The 17,132-nt window shown below is 48.4% G+C and carries 15 protein-coding genes; 1 reads left to right on the forward strand and 14 read right to left on the reverse strand.

Annotated elements, in window-relative coordinates; all coding sequences use genetic code 11:
* Positions 1-37: 37 nt before the first annotated feature.
* From EP073_RS09400 to EP073_RS09445, 10 genes are all read right to left on the reverse strand, one after another.
* Entirely contained in the window at positions 38-1,222 is a 1,185-nt protein-coding gene (locus tag EP073_RS09400; RefSeq protein ID WP_241653989.1) for a rhodanese-like domain-containing protein, read from the reverse strand.
* A gap of 458 nt (positions 1,223-1,680) precedes the next feature.
* Positions 1,681-2,892, reverse strand: coding sequence for an NrfD/PsrC family molybdoenzyme membrane anchor subunit (gene nrfD / locus EP073_RS09405; protein WP_128466894.1), 1,212 nt, complete (start codon positions 2,890-2,892; stop codon positions 1,681-1,683).
* 13 nt (positions 2,893-2,905) lie between these two features.
* The gene (locus EP073_RS09410; protein ID WP_128466895.1) at positions 2,906-3,460 is read right to left on the reverse strand and encodes a 4Fe-4S dicluster domain-containing protein; all 555 of its coding nucleotides are present in this window, start codon (positions 3,458-3,460) and stop codon (positions 2,906-2,908) included.
* 15 nt (positions 3,461-3,475) lie between these two features.
* On the reverse strand, positions 3,476-5,791 hold the full coding sequence (locus tag EP073_RS09415; RefSeq protein WP_128466896.1) for a molybdopterin-containing oxidoreductase family protein: 2,316 nt from the start codon (positions 5,789-5,791) through the stop codon (positions 3,476-3,478).
* 295 nt (positions 5,792-6,086) lie between these two features.
* On the reverse strand, positions 6,087-8,090 hold the full coding sequence (locus EP073_RS09420) for a DUF3373 domain-containing protein (RefSeq protein WP_128466897.1): 2,004 nt from the start codon (positions 8,088-8,090) through the stop codon (positions 6,087-6,089).
* 125 nt (positions 8,091-8,215) lie between these two features.
* Positions 8,216-8,557 carry a cytochrome c gene (locus EP073_RS09425; RefSeq protein WP_128466898.1) on the reverse strand — a complete coding sequence of 114 codons (342 nt, stop codon included), beginning with the start codon at positions 8,555-8,557 and terminating at the stop codon, positions 8,216-8,218.
* Positions 8,558-8,602: 45 nt separating this feature from the next.
* Complete coding sequence (locus tag EP073_RS09430) at positions 8,603-9,289, reverse strand: TorD/DmsD family molecular chaperone (RefSeq protein ID WP_128466899.1); 687 nt, start codon at positions 9,287-9,289, stop codon at positions 8,603-8,605.
* A 584-nt stretch (positions 9,290-9,873) separates the two neighbouring features.
* Complete coding sequence (locus tag EP073_RS09435; protein WP_128466900.1) at positions 9,874-11,181, reverse strand: FCSD flavin-binding domain-containing protein; 1,308 nt, start codon at positions 11,179-11,181, stop codon at positions 9,874-9,876.
* Positions 11,178-11,762 (reverse strand): c-type cytochrome, encoded by a 585-nt coding sequence (locus tag EP073_RS09440; protein ID WP_128466901.1) that lies wholly within the window; start codon positions 11,760-11,762, stop codon positions 11,178-11,180. The genes EP073_RS09435 and EP073_RS09440 overlap by 4 nt, the downstream gene beginning before the upstream one ends.
* A gap of 49 nt (positions 11,763-11,811) precedes the next feature.
* Positions 11,812-12,315: a hypothetical protein gene (locus EP073_RS09445; protein ID WP_128466902.1), complete on the reverse strand. Its 504-nt coding sequence runs from the start codon at positions 12,313-12,315 to the stop codon at positions 11,812-11,814.
* Positions 12,316-12,435: 120 nt separating this feature from the next.
* Here EP073_RS09445 and rpsT point away from each other — a divergent pair, with 120 nt between their 5' ends.
* Positions 12,436-12,699, forward strand: a complete 264-nt coding sequence (gene rpsT / locus EP073_RS09450; RefSeq protein WP_128466903.1) for a 30S ribosomal protein S20 — start codon at positions 12,436-12,438, stop codon at positions 12,697-12,699.
* Positions 12,700-12,759: 60 nt separating this feature from the next.
* On the opposite strand, the gene ybaK is transcribed toward rpsT, so the two are convergent.
* The 4 genes from ybaK to EP073_RS09470 all read right to left on the reverse strand — a co-directional run bounded on the left by ybaK (position 12,760) and on the right by EP073_RS09470 (position 17,125).
* Complete coding sequence (gene ybaK / locus EP073_RS09455) at positions 12,760-13,239, reverse strand: Cys-tRNA(Pro) deacylase (protein ID WP_128466904.1); 480 nt, start codon at positions 13,237-13,239, stop codon at positions 12,760-12,762.
* A 159-nt stretch (positions 13,240-13,398) separates the two neighbouring features.
* A complete protein-coding gene (gene meaB / locus EP073_RS09460) occupies positions 13,399-14,370 on the reverse strand; it encodes a methylmalonyl Co-A mutase-associated GTPase MeaB (protein WP_128466905.1) in 972 nt (323 codons plus the stop codon).
* Complete coding sequence (scpA, locus tag EP073_RS09465) at positions 14,370-16,517, reverse strand: methylmalonyl-CoA mutase (RefSeq protein ID WP_128466906.1); 2,148 nt, start codon at positions 16,515-16,517, stop codon at positions 14,370-14,372. The genes meaB and scpA overlap by 1 nt, the downstream gene beginning before the upstream one ends.
* A gap of 89 nt (positions 16,518-16,606) precedes the next feature.
* Positions 16,607-17,125: an acyl-CoA carboxylase biotin carboxyl carrier protein subunit gene (locus EP073_RS09470; protein WP_128466907.1), complete on the reverse strand. Its 519-nt coding sequence runs from the start codon at positions 17,123-17,125 to the stop codon at positions 16,607-16,609.
* Positions 17,126-17,132 lie beyond the last annotated feature (7 nt).

Below are 17,132 nucleotides of genomic sequence, written 5' to 3' on the forward strand. Positions count from 1 at the left end.
TTTGAAGAAAGTTTATGAAAAAGTGTAATTGCTTCGGTTATTCAACTATGCACTGAGCGTTGCTGAATTTTACGTGAGCGTCAAGGAAGTGGAGTCTTTCCTTCTGAGCGAAGTTGCAGTCCTCTACAAGACCGAAATACATTTCGCCCGCTCTGCCGCCTGAGGCGCAGTGGAAAATGACGTCTCCTTCTTTAGGAAGAAGAGCAGTCACAGCCTCGCAGCCTTCTTTATATATTTTGTTCACGTCTATGTTTATTGCGCCTTCAATGTGACCGTTCTGGAATTCAGCGGGAGTCCTTACATCAACAATAATGATATTCGCGGGTCTGGAAGGAACAAGAGTCTTAAAGTAGTCCTTGTCAACGGAGCCGGGTTCGGCACCCTGTTTGATTGCGCCTGCGGGTGCGGCGGCAGCGGCAGCCTTAGGAGCGGCAGCAGACATTGTTCCGCCCATTTTTTCCCACTCGGGAAGACCGCCGGCGTAGATGAGGGGTTTCTTGTAGCCGAGTTTCATGGCTTCTTCGGCCACGATGTGTGATTTCACACATTCATAGCCGCCGCAGTAAACAACGAAAGTTTCGCTTTTTTCAGCGGGAAGAAGGTTTTTGAACTCTTCAAATTTGTTATCAGGAACATTGACAGAACCGGGGATTGTGCTTTTGGCGAAAACTCTTTCGGGACGTGCGTCAACGAAAAGAGTTTTGCCGTCTGCCTGAAGCTTTTTCGCTGTTTCAAAGCCTATTTCGATCGCCTGCCCCTGTTTTGTCCAGTCGGGCATACCGTCAAGGTAGATTTTTATGTTTGTATAACCTTTGTCTTTGAGCATTTTAGCGTCATAAAGGCTTTTTATGCAGTCAACACCGCCGCAGTAAGTGATTATGTAAGTGTCTTTAGTCACTTTCTTTTCAGCGAGAACAGGGAAGAACTGCTCAAACTTGTTGTCCGGAACATTCACTGAACCGGGGATGTGTCCCTGATCGAATGTGCGTTCGGGGCGCGCGTCAACAAGAACACCTCTTGAAGCGTTGAACATGCCGTCACCGACAACCTTTTTAACTTCATCGAATTTGACCATTTCAAAACCGGCTTCAATAATCTGTTCCGCAACAGATTTAGCTTTTGCAGCCTCGGCGGGGGCGGCAACCTCCTTCTTCGCCGTTCCGCAGCCTGCGGCAAAAAGAGCCATGCTGAACACGGCAGCCATAAGAATTCTGCTTACCATACGCATTAAAATACCTCCATCGGGGTTAATTAAAATTTATAACTCAGCCTGCCGCTTCATCCGTACCGCTCAAGTCGGCACACACATGAGGAACAGGCATCTGCTATCATTGGCTGAGGCGCACTATTTTCGTAAAAATTAAACAAATAAATTATCAACAAAAAACTATTCCAGTATACATTTTTTTACGAAACTTACAATTTAAAAATTCAATAGTAAAAACAATTATTCTATAAGTATTCTAACTATTCAATATTAAAAAACTAAATTACCAAGTAATTATCTATGAATAATATCATAGATTAAATCTATAATATTAGCAAGTATTTATCACTGAACTAATATATAGAGATAAACAAATATCAGTTCCTTTATTCTGCCCGGGCGGCAGCCCCGCGAACAGGACTGCCGTCTGGGAGTATCCGTAAAATCCGCCGGAATGCGCGGATTTTCACTGTTTAATGATGCGCTTCTGTCTCAAGGTTAAGGAACTTCTCCGCTGAGAAATACAGCAGAAAGAAGACGCCGAAACCGAAGAGATAAATAAGCCACTCAAGAGCGGAAGGACTGTACATGGCAAGCCCTGCGGCATTCGTGACCACACCAGAACCCGCGAACCCTTCCCTCATAGGAGGAAGCTGACCCGCCACCACAAAGTCATACCTTGTGAAAAACAGACCGATAAGGAAAAGGAAACCCGCAAGGCTCAGCTTTTTGATGCTTCCCTTAGCGGTAACTATAAGCGCAAGGGGCAGAACAACCGCGAGAAGCATTTCACCGAACCAGAAGTTGAAGCTCAGGGGACCGCTGACAAGCGCCATAACGGACATATAAGCATCGCCCGGTTCAGTGAATATTGATGAAAGCATCTTCCAAAGGTAAAGAAATATCATCACCCCTATTCCGCCGCCCATCAGCTTGCCGAGGGAGACCATAGAGGGCTTGAGCTCTTGGGGAAGAGAGCCTTTGTAAACTATTGTGTGAACCAGTATGAGCAGCGCCGCTCCGGCTGTTACACCCGAAACCACAAGGAATGTGGAAAAGTATATTCCGTGATACCAGTCTCTTGCGTTGAGTGAGCCGAAAACATAGCCGAGGTTGCTTGTGGCGAGTACACCCACAAGGAGGGCGAGAAAGCCCGCAACTGCGGCGAGTTTATGGTCGCTTTCAGTCTGGTTCGGCTTGAAGATCAGGTAAAGCTCAAAGGCGAGGATAACAAGCTCTATGCCGTAGAACATACCCATCCAGAAAATAGGCGCCTTGAAGTTCGGGCTTATCATCATATAAACCATTCTCAGCGGGTTGCCTATCTCCATAAGGATTTGCGTGAATCCGGCAAGGAGAACTATAGTCGCCAGAACGACAATCCTCTTGCTGATCTTCGCGTATTTTTCATACCCGAAGGCATGCCCGAGACCGCCTATGAACGCTATACCCGTGGAGATAATCACGAAATAGGCGTATGAGGAGATCAGAAGTCCCCAAGGAACCTGTCTGGTTACTCCGTATGATTCGTGGTGTCCTTTTACGAACACAGTGATAACCGCGAATGCACCCACGGCGCAGAGAACAAGCCCTAGGATTATAAAAGGCATTGCGGGAATGTCCTTATTATTAACTATAAGGGACTTCAAAAAGGATTTTCCGTGGTTTTCTGTATGTGCTGCCATCAGAACATCCCCCTTATTTTATGTAGTGAAGCCGGGGTTTGGTATTTTTCTCCGGCTTAAGCTGATATGAGTGATTACGGGCAAGCACTTTGCTTGCTTCACTTTCGGGATCGTTAAGATCGCCGAAAACCCTGACTCTGGTGGGGCATGTCTCAACACATGCCGGTTCTCTGCCCTCAGGCTGGCGCTGATAGCAGAAGGTGCATTTGTCTATGGCGTGAAGGTGAACGTTTTCATATCTCGCGTCATAGGGGCATGCTGTCATACATGCTTTACAGAGAATGCACTTGTCATAGTCGATGAGCACCACACCCTCGGCGGATTTGTAGGTCGCCTTCGTGGGGCAGACGCTGGCGCAGGGGGTGTTCTCGCAGTGCTGGCACTGAGAGGGCTGATATTCCTGCGAAATATTAGGATAAACCCCTTTCAGCTCAAGCTCGGTAACCCATATCCTGTATTCGTTTTCGCCCGGGTGGATCATATTCTCAAACTTGCAGGCAACGGTACATGCCTTGCAGTTGAGGCATTTTTTGGCATCAAGAACTATGCCGAATTTTTTAGTAGCCATTATACCATTACCTCCCTACGCCTTGCTTACGGTTACAAAGGTTTCGTGCATTGCGGCGTTTCCCGAGATGGGTTCAATGTAGTCCTCAAGTATCGCCGCCTGAGAGGCGCCCTTCTGGTAAACAAGGCTCATTCCCTTGGAAATACGTCCGAAGCCGTGAGCATAGTATACGCAGTCGGGGCGGATTTTTTCCGTAACCTCGGCTCTGAGCGACTGTTCGCCCACTGAACTCTTCACAACAACTTTATCCCCGTTTTTGATACCGAGCTTAAAAGCCTCTTTGGAGTTTATCCAGAGAGTGTTCTCCTTCTGTATCTCCCAGAGATATTCGTTGTTCTGTGTGCCGGTGTGGGTGTTCCAGCCGTGTCTGCCGAGAATGAAACGGAACTGACCGTTTTTAGGCTGTCTCGCTCTTCTGTAAACAGGGAGCGAATCAAGCCCTTTTTCAGGGTATTTCACATTGGTGAATTCTATTTTCCCGCTTCTGGTCTTAAACCTGTAAGCGTCGTTCTTGGTTGTGCCGTAGACACCCTGATCGGTTTTATAGATCACGCCTTCTTTAAGGAGCCTTTCGTAGCCGTTTTCATAACCGCTTACCTGATATTTTATATAATCCTGTATGGGTGCGTGGAGTATTGCTTCGACAAAGTCTTCCTTGAAATATTCAAGCTCTTCTTCATCCGTGTCATCCCAAAGTTCGGGAATCTTAAGCATTTCGTCCACTATGCCGGCTGTGATCTCAAACATTGATTTTGTCTGGAAAACAGGCTCAACACACGCCTGACGGAAGGTGGCTATAGGCCATATACCGGCAAGACTGTGCACCACGTCCCATCTTTCGAGGTAGGTGGATTCGGGAATAACAAGATCCGCATAGTAGGCGGTATCGGACATCTGTATATCTATCATACAGATGAAGTCCATCATTTCCATCATTTTCAGGGTCTTGACCCTGTTGGGAGCGGCTTCCACGAAGTTCTGCTTGTAGACCATCATCATCTTGACAGGGTAAGGCTCGCCTCTGAGAACGGCTTCCCTGAATCTGACCCAGCTTCCGTCCTTCTCGCCGAGGTAAGCAACGGAATCAAGAGGGAGTCCGGCCTCTTTTCTTGCGTCATCCGGCAGGTTGTTGTCAAACTCTCCGAAGGATTCAACATCAAGCCTTTCCTCAACCATATCATAGAAGGGGTACATAACATCAGGAGTCTTAAGCGGAACACCCGCTTTTGGAACTATGCCGCCCGGAACATCCCAACAGCCGCAAAGGGCGGGGATAATCGCACAGGCTCTGCGGAAGGCAACGTCATCCACATACCATGATGTTCTCCTGCCCGGGTAAATTACTGAGCGGGGAGCATATTTAGCGAACTCACGCGCGCACCACCTTATTTCGGATGCGGGGATTTCACACTCCTTCTCAGCCCATTCAGGGGTGTACTGCTGAACATGAGCTTTAAGGTCTTCAAAACCTTCGGTCATATTCGCGACGAATTCTTTATTATAAAGCTCTTCGTTTATGATCACATTTATCATGCCGAGCATGAAAGCCATATCGGTAGCCGGTTTCACAGGATACCACCTGTCGGCCTTCGCTGCCGTGTTGGTGAACCTCGGATCGAGAACAACAAGCTGCTGACCCTTGGGTCTGTAGCGCAGAAAGTCCATTGAATCCGGCGTTACAAGCGCCTCTGCCCTGTTTGCTCCGGGCATTACCACAAACATGGCGTTAGCCAGATCCGCATCGGGGTAAACTCCGTAAACGGATGACCAGCCCTGTATTGTGGAAGAGAGACAGAGTGAAGGGTGGCGCACTGTGTTAAGTGAGCCGTAGGTCTGTGCGAGCATCTGAAAACTGCCTTCCTGAAGCCCTTCGGATGAGAAAAACGCCACTGATGAACGGTTTTCATATTTTGTTTTGGCTTCAGCCAGCTTCTGAGCGACTATCTGAAAAGCCTCTTCATAAGAGATTTTTCTCCATTTATTTTCGCCTCTTTCGCCGTCTCTCACCAGAGGTGTTTTAAGCCTTTCGGGGTTGTAGGGTTCTTCCGCGCCTGCGTTGCCTCTTGCGCAAAGCATTGAGCGGCTTTTGAAAAAATGGGGGTTGGGGTTAAGCTTTTTGATGCGTCCGTTAACCACGTGGGCGTAAAACCCGCACTTGTTAACGCACATTTCACAGGACGAGGCTATATGCTTTTCGCCTTTTTCCCCTGTCTGCGCATCACCGTGTCCGCTTTCCGCAACTGCCGTAAGGGATGAAAGATTCGCCGCTGCCACTGCCGCTGCGAATGCCCCTCCGGAAGCCGCCAGAAACTTCCTGCGACTGAGCTTCATATGAATGGACCTCCTGTTGTATCACTAATTTTTCCGACATATTCGTTTACTAACTGACTGCATATTGTATACAATATACAAGTATATCTATATCTGTCTTTCTCAATATATGCAAGTACAAATATTTGTTTTTATAACACTGTCACAATTGCTATCAAACCACTGGGAAAAGCATTTAAAGTATTTATGACCTGAATCTGATGTGCGGAACGGAACATGGGTAAAAAGCGCAATACGGTCATTTATCAGCCTTTTATAAAAGCGGGAGCTCTTAGTGAGCCCCCGCGTGAAAGTGCTAGAAACTGTAAGTGAAGGAACCGTAGAATTTCTCTACCTTATCAACAACAGGCATCATCGCATGAAGACCGTTTACGTCATCAATTTTGGTGGGCGCGCCCATGGGGTTGCCGCTGCCTGTGTAGTCATAGTCGAAGTACTGATAGCCGATGGTGGCGAACAGCTTATTGTCGACTATGGGCTGGTGATAGTAAACTTCGTAAACTTTACCTCTTACGGCAAGCTTGCTGCCTACAAGATCATCCTCGCCAGCTGTAAAGTTTATCCAGTTTTTGCTTCCCTGATTGTACTCAAAGCCGAGCTTGCCGCCGGTGAAGGGAAGGTCGGGGGTTGTAACGCCCACCCATACCATGTTGCCGTGCTTGCTGCTGTCTGAGCCGAGAAGCTTGTCCTGATCCATAAACTGGAACATGGGGTTGTTTGATCTGCCGTCCGGATGAGTAACGCTGAGGTTGTAGGAAGCGAACCAGTTAAAACCGTAGTTCTCGCCCTGAACAAGGAAGGCGTGCATTTCTATGTCGCCGATTTCCGCTGTGGGCTCGAATCTTGAGGCATAACCGCCGTAGTTGGCGTTAAACGTGTACTCATCGTACTCGCCGTCCAGATTGTAGTCTTTGCCGCTTATGTAAAAGGGCATAGCCACCATTCCGGTGAAGCCGTCCGTCACGCCGATTCCTCTGGCGTAGTTGTACCATACCTTATACTGCTCATCGTCATAGAACTTAAAGATGATTCCGCCGAACTCAACATCGTCTACATTAGGATTGGAAATGAGACCGTTGTTCGCGGAAAGTGCGTTCGCAGTACCCCACTGACCTTCAAAGCCTTTGCCGTAGCAGAATTTAATAAAAGAGCCGGGAACCCATGCGTCAAAATCGAACTGGAGAGACGCTCCGTCGAAGTTCCACTGGATGATAGAAGCCACGGGAGAACCGCCGAGAACCGAGTTCTCATGGTTTTCATACCCGGGACCATAGGTGGAGGGGCGGCGTCCGAATGAGAAATGGTAGCCCATATCGCCTATATTGTTCTTATAGACGAAGTAGGCTCTCTCTACATGCACAGAATCATCTGTCGGAACAGCGGCGGAGTTGCCGTCAAGATACATACTCTTGAATGTTCCGTCAAAAAATCTGATGTTGTTGGAATCGCCCCATGATTTATACATAACAAGCCTGCCGGCGAAGCTGAGGTTATTATTGACCTTGCTGTTGAGACGAAGGCGAAGCTTGTTTGTGAACATTGAGCTGTTTTCTGTGTCATACTTTCTGGGTTTGACACCTTTGAACATGGATTTTACAACCGCAGCCTCTGCAGAGGAAAGCGTGCTGTCGCTCATGAGGTAAGCGAATGCCATCATGTTTGCCATCATCTGCGCCTGAGCAGCCTGAGCAGGGTCGTTGAGATCGAGCCCGTTCATTCCGGCGACAGTTATAACAACGTCCTGATAGTCGGTAACGCCGTTCATGTTGCCGTCAGCGAGACCTGTCATCCCTGCGAAGTCGATCATGCCGTCAACCCAGTCGGTATTGCTGAAGTTGCCTGTACCGTCGCTGCCGATAAGGGCTCCGAAGTTCATCTGAAACTCCTGCGCAACCTCAGAGGTTCCCATAAGCTCTGTGTAGAGAGCTCCGAAGTCCTGCTGATAGTTCTGCATGAAAGCATCGTTCCAGAAGTCGCCGTTTGTGTCCCATGCGGAACCGCCGGCGCCGGAAATAAGGGTATTATTGAGCCAGAGCCCCATCATGTCGTTAGCGTATGCTGGAAGAGCCCGCACATCGTTATAGCTGATGGAGTCAAGCCTTGTCCTCAGCTCTATGCTGAGATTGGTTTTGTCAAGCGCTGTGTGACGCTCTGTCACATCCACACGCTTGCTGATCGTGTCTATCTCAGACTGCAATGCGGTTATCTGATTTTTGAGATCCTCAAGGGAAGGATCCGCCGCAAAAGCAACCGAGACAGACATGAACACTGTTAAAAGCGCAACGAGAAGTTTGTTCATAAACTGCCCCCATAAAAAGGAATGAAATTATATATAAACAGCGTTGAAGGGAACGCTGGTTTATATCTTTTAACTGTTTGTCTGAGCGGGTGTTGAAGGGAACACCCGCTCAGGCACTTAGTTTATCAACCGCAGGTTTCGGGCTGATCGCTGTCCAGCGCGTGACCTTTCAGATATTCGTATATATCTTCCCAGTCGCTGGGCTGAAGAGCATCGTGCGAAGCGCCTTTTGCTTTGTGAGCAGCATCAATCTTAGCGTGGTTGCCGTCAAAGAGGGCCTTCCACTGAGCCTGAGTCTTTGAAACAGGAGAAAGATCAGAAGCCTTGCCTCCTTCATGACATGCCGTACGGCAGCTTTTCTTCCATGTTCTTTTGCCTTTTCTTTCATTTCCCGCAGCAAACGCAGTCGCAACTGCGAAAGCGAGGATAAGAGCAATTGTGAGAACCATAACCGCTTTTCTTTTCATGTTTTGCCTCCATAAACCAACAGGGCGTTTGCCCCTTTATTTTTATTATCCTTCGAAGATCAGCTCTCCGAAAATCTGCTCTGCATCCGCAAGAAAGCCCTGAGTAAGTCTCCCTGCGGTTTTATAAAACTCCAGCTCCGCCTCTTCGGTTACTTTTAAAGCGAACTTATCGGCGAAGGCGGGGAAAAAATCTCTCATTATTTCAAGAAGCGCAAAAAAGCTGCCTATTCCGCAAGGTTCCGCACCTGATGCTATCTTTTCAGTGAGAACCGAACAGAACTCAAGGACAACGCTTACGTGATCCTCAAGCTCGGTCACGGAAGCGCTCATTACGAAGCCTTCCTTCTCCATGAGCTCCTTAAGGCGCATCATCTGCTCGCCCCAGAGGAGCTTTTCGTCACTGAGCCAGCATGAGGCATAAGGGTTTGCTTTCATTCCGCCGGGTGCGTTTATAAAGAGACGCACATAGTCGTACTCCATTTCACGCCTGTCGGTGAGCTCAAGAATGCCCGCCGTATATTCATCAATAAATGACTGAAATTCGGGAAGATACCTTTCGAGGGTGTCGTAAACCGGCTTATCCGGATACCTGAAAACAAGGGAGAGAAACATAAAAGCGGCGGACAGACTGACCAGACCGTTTTTATCAGGATTCGCGCCGGAAAGAACACTGATGGCGCTTTCATAGTTATTTTCCGCAAGAGCGGTTTTTAGTCCCGTCATTGAACTCATAATAAAAAAACCTCGGGGCTGATTACGTATTAATCTACTTTATCTATCTGTTATTCACCATATTCCAAGATTGGAATATAGCTACTATACCGATGTATAAAAAAATGTAAAGAGTTTTTTGTATACAATATACATTTTCTTTCACATTATAAACACTAGTTACATCATATGTTTTTCGCTTATTGAAAACATCTATCCCGCTGACGTGTTACTTTTTAATCACGTAACTTATTTGTCACTAAAGCAATTAGCATTAAAACAATTCGGGAATAAAACAGATGATAAAACATAGAGGCAAGTATTTAATTCAATAGATAAGAAAATATAATAATCAAAATATTATGTTTTTTGAATGAATCCCAATCAGATTCCGCAAAACAAAGAAAACCGCCGCGAAAAACAGCGGTCAGACTGATGACAAACTCAGTATTTGGCACTGAGATGAGCATGTTTAACTCAAGTCTGTATTGCTAATAAGTTACGTCACTGCGGGGAGCGTCAGCGACGCGGCTGTCTCAGTTTTTTGCCTTTGTCAACAAGCTGAACAGCCGCGAAAAACGGCGGTTCAGCTTGTATCTGTTTCATTACGTCAGCATGTCCGACCAGATGCTTAGCGCCCAGTCCTCAGCATGTTTTGCGTAGAGCTCCGAACGCTCGGGGGAAAGCCCGCCGCCCCTGCTGATTATCAGCTTAGTCGTTTCGTCATAGTCGTACACACCTGATATGAATATAGCCTCCCTGTCATTAACCATGCTGTAGCATGTATTAACAAGGTTCGGCTTCAATGGCTCCTTGCCGTTAAGCTGATTCACAACAGCGGCAGCCGCTACCTTGCCCATTGAATTGGCGACAAAGCCTGATTTCGGAACAGGACCCACGGTTCCGGCATGGGTGGAGTCTCCGAGCACAAAAACATCTTTCAACGCCTGAGATTCAAGGGTAAACGCCTGCACCCTCACCCAGCGGTCGGTTTCGGGAAGAAGTCCTGCCTTGTAAGCAAAAGAGCCCGCCTTCATGTCCGGAATAATGTTCGCCGCGCCGCCTTTAAAATCACCGTTGGTTGTTTTCACAACTCTGCTTTTTACATCAACACCTTTCACGGCAGTGTCAGGCACATACTCTATGACATCCTTATAATAATCATCCCACGCCGCATGGAAGAGCTTGCCCTTGGAGGCAATATCCTCATTGGCATCAATGACTATCAGCTTAGAACCCTTCTTGTTGTTCTTGAGGTAAAAAGCTATCTGGCACGCTCTTTCATAAGGACCCGGAGGGCATCTGTATGGAGCAAGAGGAACAGTAAGCAGGACATTCTCGCCGTTATTCAGGTTTACAAGCTGCTCACGGAGGAGTGTTGTCTGCCTGCCGGCCTTGTAAGCATGGGGGAAAACATCCTCAGCGTCCTTTGACCAGCCTTCTATCTTATCATACATAAACTCTACGCCCGGGGAGACTATGAGCTTGTCATACTCAATGCGCCCTGCCGCGGTGATAAGCTGCTTCGCAGCGGCATCAAGCCCCGCAGCTTCTGTCTTTATAATTTTGATGCCGTAGTTTTTCACCAGAGCATCGTATGTAAAAGTGATTTCCTGAAGGGATTTCATTCCGGATAAAACAAGGTTGCTCATCGGGCATGAGACAAAATTATCCAGCCTCTCCACAAGCACAACCTCAATGGAAGGATCGCCGAGCTTAACATATTTCGCAGCCGTGGTCCCTCCCCAGCCGCCGCCGAGAACGACTACTCTTTTGCCGGATTTTGGCAGAATAACCTGCTCCTGCTGCTTATTAAAATTAAGATTCAGGCTTCCCGCACAGCCGGAAATACCCGCCGAGGCTATGACAGCGGCGGAAGCCTTAACAAAGTTTCGTCTGGATATGCCGCTCATCTGTTCCTCCCCAGTTCTGTGAGATAAGACACCATGGCGTCTATCTCAACTTCGCTAATATCTTTGAGAAAAACCATTTCATCCGAAGGGATCAGCCCCGCCTTATACTTCATCAGCACATTTTTCAGGTATCCGGGCGCCTGTCCGGTTATTGCGGGTGTTTCGCCCTCGCCCTTTCCGTTGTTAACGTGACAGCCGAAGCAGGAATAATCCTCAATGAGCTTAACAGTCGCGCTCATATTGTATTCCTTTACCTTAACCTTGGAATCGACCCATTTTTTCTCGGCGTACCATTCGGATACAGCGATAATCTGTTCCTCGGTGTAGCCGGATGCCATGAGAGACATCTCAACACTGTGGGAGCGTTTTTTCGCTTTCAGCTCAATGAGAACTTTCTTAAGATATTCGGCGTTCTGACCGCCGATAGTGGGGATGAATGTGCCGGGTGAAGCACCGTAGGTTCCGTGACAACCCGCGCACGTTTTTGCGGTTCTTTCCGCAGTGTCTCCCCCTGCCGCTGCCCATGCGCTGATGGACACGAGCATAAGGAGAGACAACAGATAAAGCGCTGACCTCTTCATTAATACCTCCGTTCTTCTCAAGGGAAGAAGACTGGGTAACCGTATGAGGCTATTTGAGAAGCTTGGTAAACGACCTTCCGTCGGCATATCCGTAAACGTCAGCCGAACGCACAGCCGCAACACCCGCAGTCCCTGCCTCGCCTTCCAGAATTTCCACCATTGAATCGGGTGAAATTATCTTCACCGGTTCGCCGGTTAAATTACGGTTCCCATACAATGATACACCTTTATTTGAATAAGCCAAATTCTTTGTGAGAGTAAAATTGTCCACTTTTGAATTAATAGCGGTCAAGGTTTCCCTGTAAGCCACGAAAAGCTCTATAATCTGTTTGTATTTTTCCTCAATCGCCATGTTTCTGCGGTTGATTATCTCTATATCCTGTTTTACCTCATGAAGCTGGGCAGTAAGCTCTCCGAGCCGTTTGGAGTTCTCAGTTTCTCCGGCGGAGGAAAATCCGGCGAGTATCGCCTGCCCCGTTTCAACCTTCGGCTCCTTTGCACCGCAGGCAGCTAAAAAAGCACATACATAAATAAGACAGATAAGTTTTTTCATAAGAAGACACCCCATAATGCGGAAATTTTAAAAATACAGCCACAAATACACTCAAACCCCTTGACTAAGGAGGTTTCTTTTGATATACATCACCTCTTACAAAAATACTAGAGGTGAAAAGTGGCCCACACACTTTGTGCTAACAAAAGAATCAGACAGGACAGTAAAAAGGCTCTTGCGAACAAAGCGAATAAATCTAAAATGAGAACTGTCATCAAAAAATTTCTCGCGGCTGTATCAAGCGGAGATAAAGCAGTGGCAGCAGAAGCTTTTAAAAACGCCGAAGTCACAATAAGAAAAATCTCCACTAAAGGCGTGATTCACAAGAATCAGGCTTCCAGAAGAGTATCAAGGCTCGCTGTCCGTCTTAACGCAATGGGTTAAGTTTCAGATGATATAAACCCCGGCTATCGGATGATGTCGGGGTTAGCGTCTGATTCTCATCTACTCAATCCCGACGTTCACCTTAACAGGCTTAAGCACTCTTTCCATATCCTTCGGATCCAGAATTACCAGAAACCCTCTTTTCCCCCCGTTTATCAGTATCTTACTGAGTTCAAAAATAGTCTCCTCTGCATAAACGGGCATTTGCTTCTTTGTGCCGAAAGGGGATGTTCCGCCGACCATGTAGCCTGTGTGCTTGTTAGCCGTGTTCGGATCGCAGGGATGCAGGGTCTTTGCTCCGATGAATCTGGCAAGATTTTTCAGGGAAATCTCCCTGTCCCCGTGCATAAGGACAATCATCGGTTTTTTATTTTCATCTTCGACAATAATGGTTTTCACCACGATATGCTCTTCAACGCCAAGTTCTTTTGCGGACTGCGCCGTGCCGCCCTTCTCCACATATTTGTATAAGTGCCCCTCAAAGGGAACCTTAGCCGCTCTCAAAACACGTATCGCCGGAGTAACGGGTAAATCTGCCATTGCCAGTGCCTCTCTGAACTGAAATAATTAATAATATAGCATATTTTGAAGACTAATACAAAAAAAAGATATGACCGCCGCTCAGTGATTAGGGTTTTAAGGGAATTCGAGGGAACTTTTGCCTAAAAATTATCCCGCTTAAGATGAAAAAACAAAAAACTAATATTTCCTGAAAGCGTCCAGAAGACGTTTTGAGGCAGCAGAGGGAGTGGTTATCCCTTTTGAAACTGCCTCCTGCACCTGCGGAAAGATGCCTTTTACGTTTTTATTATTGAGAAACAGTGACTTAAGGTCATCCATCAGCAGGCTCCACATCCAGTCCACTGACTGGCTGCGGCGTTTATCCTCAAATTCACCGGATTTTTCCATAGCCTCACGGAAGTTCATCAGCATTGTGCGGACTTCTTCCATCCCCTCATTTTTCAGAGCACTCACAGTGAGCACAGGGACTGACCAGTTGCGGCTTCTGGGGCGGAGGATATGCAGGGCTGTGATGTATTGCGATTTGGCGAGATCTGTCTTGCTGCGGTCTATGTCCGCCTTGTTTATGACTACAGCGTCCGCAAGCTCCATGACACCTTTTTTGATCCCCTGAAGCTCATCACCCGCTGTTGCGAGCTGTAGCAGCATGAAGAAATCCACCATGGATGCCACGGCCGTTTCCGACTGCCCGACGCCGACGGTTTCCACTATGGCTACATCATACCCTGCCGCTTCGCAGAGGAGCATTGTCTCCCTTGTGCGTCTGGCGACGCCGCCTAGGGTGTCTCCGGCGGGGGAGGGACGTATGAATGCGTTGGGATCACGGGAAAGTTCCTCCATGCGTGTTTTATCGCCGAGGATGCTTCCGCCTGTTATCTGAGAGGATGGGTCAACGGCAAGCACCGCCACTTTGTGCCCCAAAGAGGTGAGATGCCTGCCGAAAGATTCGATGAATGTGCTTTTGCCCACGCCCGGAACGCCTGTGATGCCTACTCTGAGCGACCTGCCGGAGTGAGGCAGAAGCCTGTCCAGAAGCTTAGCCGCCTGTTCCGCATGCTCAGGTCTGCGGCTTTCTATCAGGGTTATCCCTTTTCCGATAGCCCTGACGCTGCCTTTTAGTATCTCCTGCGTGAGTAAGTCCAAATCCATTATGAGATTTTCTTTTTCCTTATGGCTTCCAGAGTTTCTCTGGCTGATTTTGTTATGGGAGTACCGGGACCGAAAATGCAGGCTGCTCCGGCGGCGTACAGCGCGTCATAATCCTGACGGGGGATAACCCCTCCGCAGACAATGACAACATCATCAGCTCCGAGCTTGCGCAGCTCTTCTGCCAGATGAGGCACAAGGGTTTTATGACCTGCCGCGAGACTCGATACGCCTATGGCGTGAACATCGTTCTCCACTGCCATTTTAGCAGTTTCGGCAGGAGTCTGGAACAGAGGTCCCACATCCACATCGAAACCGGCATCAGCAAAAGCCGTAGCCACAACCTTAGCGCCTCTGTCGTGTCCGTCCTGCCCCATTTTAGCGATGAGGATTCTGGGTCTGCGCCCCTCCTCTTCGCTGAAGGAATCTATTTCTTTCTTAATTTGAGCAAAATCTTCACTGTCCTCAAACACTTTTCCGTACACTCCGGATACAAGCTTAATTTCCGCCTTGTGCCTGCCGAAAACCTTTTCCATAGCGTCAGACATTTCACCGACTGAGGCACGCTTTCTCGCGGCATTCACACACGCTTCAAGGAGGTTGCCCTGCCCTGTCTCGGCGACTCTTGTTATCTCTTCAAGGGCTGCGCGGCATTCCGCCTCATTGCGCTCCGCACGGAGCCTTTGAAGGCGTTTTATCTGCGCCTCGCGAACCGCAGTGTTGTCGATGTCAAGCACGTCTATGGGGTTTTCCTTGGCGAGCCTGTACTTATTCACCCCGACGATAACATCCTCGCCTATATCGATTTTCGCCTGCTTTCTCGCTGAGGATTCCTCGATCTTAAGCTTCGGCATGCCGGATTCGATTGCTTTTGTCATACCGCCGAGTGCGTCTATCTCTTTTATGAGCTTGCGCGCCTCGCTTATGAGCGATGCCGTCAACGACTCAACATAATATGAACCGCCCAGAGGGTCAACAACATTGCATATGCCTGTCTCTTCCTGAATTACAAGCTGCGTGTTTCTGGCTATGCGTGCCGAGTGGTCGGTGGGAAGAGCTATAGCCTCGTCCAGAGCGTTGGTATGCAGTGACTGTGTTCCGCCCAGAACCGCAGCCATCGCCTCTATTGTGGTTCTGATGACGTTGTTGTAGGGATCCTGTTCGGTGAGGCTCCAGCCGGAGGTCTGGCAGTGGGTGCGGAGTGCGGAGGAGAGAACGTTTTTCGGGTTGAACTGACTCATAAGCTCCGCCCAGAGGAATCTTGCCGCGCGGAGCTTGGAGATCTCCATGAAGAAGTTCATGCCTATTGCGAAGAAGAACGAAAGTCTCGGCGCAAACTGATCGACCTCAAGTCCTTTTGCAATGGCTGCTTTCACATACTCAACGCCGTCAGCGAGAGTGAAGGCGAGTTCCTGAACATTGTTCGCTCCCGCCTCCTGAATGTGATAGCCGCTGATGGATATAGAGTTGAACTTCGGCATGTATTTGCTGGTATATTCTATGATGTCCGAAATAATGTTCATGGAGGGCTCAGGGGGATAGATGTATGTGTTTCGCACCATGAACTCTTTCAGTATGTCGTTCTGGATTGTGCCTGAAAGCTTGTCCTGAGTGACTCCCTGCTCCTCAGCGGCGATGATGTAAAGCGCCATAATGGGCAGAACCGCGCCGTTCATAGTCATTGACACGGAAACATCCGCAAGGGGAATGTCCTTGAACAGAATCTCCATGTCAAGGATAGAGTCGATTGCGACCCCCGCCTTGCCCACATCGCCCACCACTCTGGGATGGTCTGAGTCGTAGCCTCTGTGAGTGGCGAGATCGAACGCAACGGAAAGTCCCTGCTGACCTGCCGCGAGATTGCGGCGGTAGAAAGCGTTTGACTCCTCCGCTGTGGAGAAGCCCGCATACTGACGCACAGTCCACGGACGCCCCGCATACATTGTCGCCTTGGGACCGCGCATAAAGGGCGCAAATCCGGGGATTGTATTTATATTTTCTAGTTTCTCAAGGTCTTCAAGCGTGTACAGCGGTTTTACTCTTATGCCTTCCGAAGTATCCCACATGAGGGATGAAACATCTTCCTTCTTAATCTCCTTCGCGGCGAGCTTTTCCCAGTCCTGCACGGTCTTTTTATCAAAACCTGCCATGTTGTTTTCTCCGTTTAAAAAGCGATGGGAGAACCGTCACCGACTCTCCCTTCAACTATATCATTACAAGTTCAATTTTAAAACTCCGTCTATTCCACAACCGCCAGCTTATCTCCGGCAGCGACTGTCTGATCAGGCTTAACAAAAAGCTCCTGAACCACTCCGTCCTTCGGCGCCTTGATCTCGTTTTCCATCTTCATGGCAACGAGGATCATAAGCGGCTGACCCGCCTTGACCTCCTGCTCAGGCTCCACAAGAACCTTCCAGATCATGCCGGGCATCTGCGCCTCAATGACCTGACGCCCCTCAAGCCCTGCGGATGTGCGGAGCTTCATTAGACGCTTCATCTCATCCAGAACCTCCACATCGAAGTGGTCGCCTCCCATGAGCACGGAGAAATTATCCCCTTTTTCTGTTACATCAATATCATAAGAGCGTCCGTCAATAATGATCGAATACAGGTTGTCACCCATCCGCGCGAAATCAACCGTGCTTTCTTTTCCGTCTATGCTGACGGTGAACACGTTTGAGGTTTCCTCAACAATATCAATGGTGTATTCCTGTTCGCCCTTATCAACCGTCGCGAAGTACTGTCTTTTGGTTATCATTATCCAC

The organism is Geovibrio thiophilus, from assembly GCF_004087915.1.
GTDB lineage: Bacteria > Chrysiogenota > Deferribacteres > Deferribacterales > Geovibrionaceae > Geovibrio > Geovibrio thiophilus.